The 2,042-nt window shown below is 44.7% G+C and carries 2 protein-coding genes; both read right to left on the bottom strand.

Going from position 1 to position 2,042, the window contains the following annotated elements; genetic code table 11:
- The coding region (locus ACUU1I_RS20310; protein WP_283672098.1) for an MFS transporter at nt 1-366 on the bottom strand (366 nt) is incomplete at its 3' end.
- Nucleotides 367-432: 66 nt separating this feature from the next.
- Entirely contained in the window at nt 433-1,647 is a 1,215-nt protein-coding gene (gene manD, locus ACUU1I_RS20305) for a D-mannonate dehydratase ManD (protein WP_000690937.1), read from the bottom strand.
- Nucleotides 1,648-2,042: the final 395 nt, after the last annotated feature.

Here is a 2,042-nt window from a genome sequence, read left to right as displayed (position 1 = left end):
CCCCAGACCGATACGCATTAAAATAAAGTGGCTAAAAGAATTAACCATTCCTGTTAATGCCTGCATTAATGACCAGAATATTAAGCCTGCGCCTAAAACTATTCGTGGGCCAAAGCGGTCTAGCAAAATACCGGAAGGTAGTTGTGAAAAACCATAAGACAGAGAAAATGCAGAAAGCAAAACACCAAACTCTGTCGCCGATAATCCTAACTCGCCACGAATCGCTTCGCCTGCCACGCTCAATGACGAACGGTCGAGAAAATTAACGATCCCCGCCATAAATAATAAAACCAGGGTCACTGTCTGAATACGACGAATCCGTTGCGGTTTATTACCCGCAACACTGGTTGACACATCAACGTCCATTTTTAGCTCCTTGAGCGGAATTAATCGATTTGATGACTATTCAGAAAATAATTAAGCGAACCGTTATTACCAGTTCAACAATGTGCCATCTTCCAGTCGTGCGACGGGGAGATACTCCGGGTCATACGGATATTTCGCCGCCAGTTTCTCATCGAAAGAAATACCCAGCCCCGGTTCATCGCCTGGGTGCATATAACCTTCCTCGAAGCGCCAGCTGTGCGGGAAAACTTCAAGCATTTGTTCGGAATAGCCCATGTACTCCTGAACGCCAAAATTTGGTACCCATAGGTCAAAATGCAGCGCCGCCGCATGACAAACAGGCGATAAATCTGAAGGGCCATGCGAACCGGTACGTACCTGATAAAGCGATGCAAAATCGGCAATCCGCCGCATCCCGGTAATGCCGCCTGCATGGGTGATCGTCGTGCGAATATAGCCAATCAGCTGCTCTTCGATTAACTGCTTGCAGTCCCAGATACTGTTAAACACTTCACCGACCGCAATCGGCGTCACGGTATGCTGGCGAATCAGACGAAAACATTCCTGGTTCTCGGCAGGCGTCGGATCTTCCATCCAGAACAGGCGGTAATCCTCAATGCTCTTCCCAAAGCGCGCCGCTTCGATGGGGGTCAGGCGATGGTGCATGTCATGCAACAGATGTTCGTTAAAACCGAACTTATTACGCACCGCTTCGAATAACTTCGGCGTAAAATCGAGATACTTTTCTGAAGACCACAACTGCTCTTCTGGCCACAGGCCTTTGGTTGCCGGTTCATACGCCAGTCCTTTGCCCTTCGCCAGGCCATAAGTGGTTTGCATACCCGGTACACCGCACTGCACACGAATCGCCTTAAAGCCCATCTGCTGGTGCTTTGCATAGTCTTCAAGGACTTCATCAATCGTACGCCCGGTGGTGTGGCAATAAACCATCACGCCTTCACGAGAAGCACCACCAAGCAGTTGATACAATGGCATATTTGCCGCTTTAGCTTTGATATCCCACAACGCCATATCAATGGCAGAAATGGCTGACATCGTGACGGGGCCACGTCGCCAGTAAGCACCTTTATAAAAGAATTGCCAGATATCTTCGATACGGCTGGCATCGCGGCCAATTAGTTGTGGACAAAGATGATCTTTCAGATAAGAAGCGACCGACAATTCGCGACCATTTAACGTGGCATCTCCTAATCCACAAAGTCCGCTTTCAGTGGTTATTTTAAGCGTAACGAAATTACGCCCTGGGCAAGTAACAAAAACATCTGCAGCAATAATTTTCATTATTGCAATCTCCTGTGTTGTAAATAGACGTTTCAAACCTAATTTTACGCCTACTACCATACAAGAGAGAAAAAGCGATTATTCAACCGTGATCACATTAAAAACAAAAATTTCCACCGAGGAGAAAAAATACCATCAAAAACCACCTGAATAATTAACCATTATTGTTAAAACAACACGTTAAATAATCACATAACAAACTCCATTAATCATTGAAAATGAGCACAGAAATAGAAATTAATTATATTCGATTAATTAAAATGTGTATTGCTTGATGTATTTAAAAATATTATTTTCATGGTGAGAGTGGAGGTAAAGAAGACACAATAATAAAAAGGAATGTGACAAATAATGGTTCTGGTTGGGCGTTAAATTTAAGGTCACCAGAATGCTGT

Source organism: Shigella sp. SIG3 (assembly GCF_053555855.1).
Note: the sequence above shows the minus strand (reverse complement) of the source record. Positions and strands in the feature narration are given on the sequence as shown.

Excerpts from the sequence above, each read along its gene's own strand:
- manD (WP_000690937.1), bottom strand. The coding sequence starts at position 1,647 with ATGAAAATTATTGCTGCAGATGTTTTTGTTACTTGCCCAGGGCGTAAT.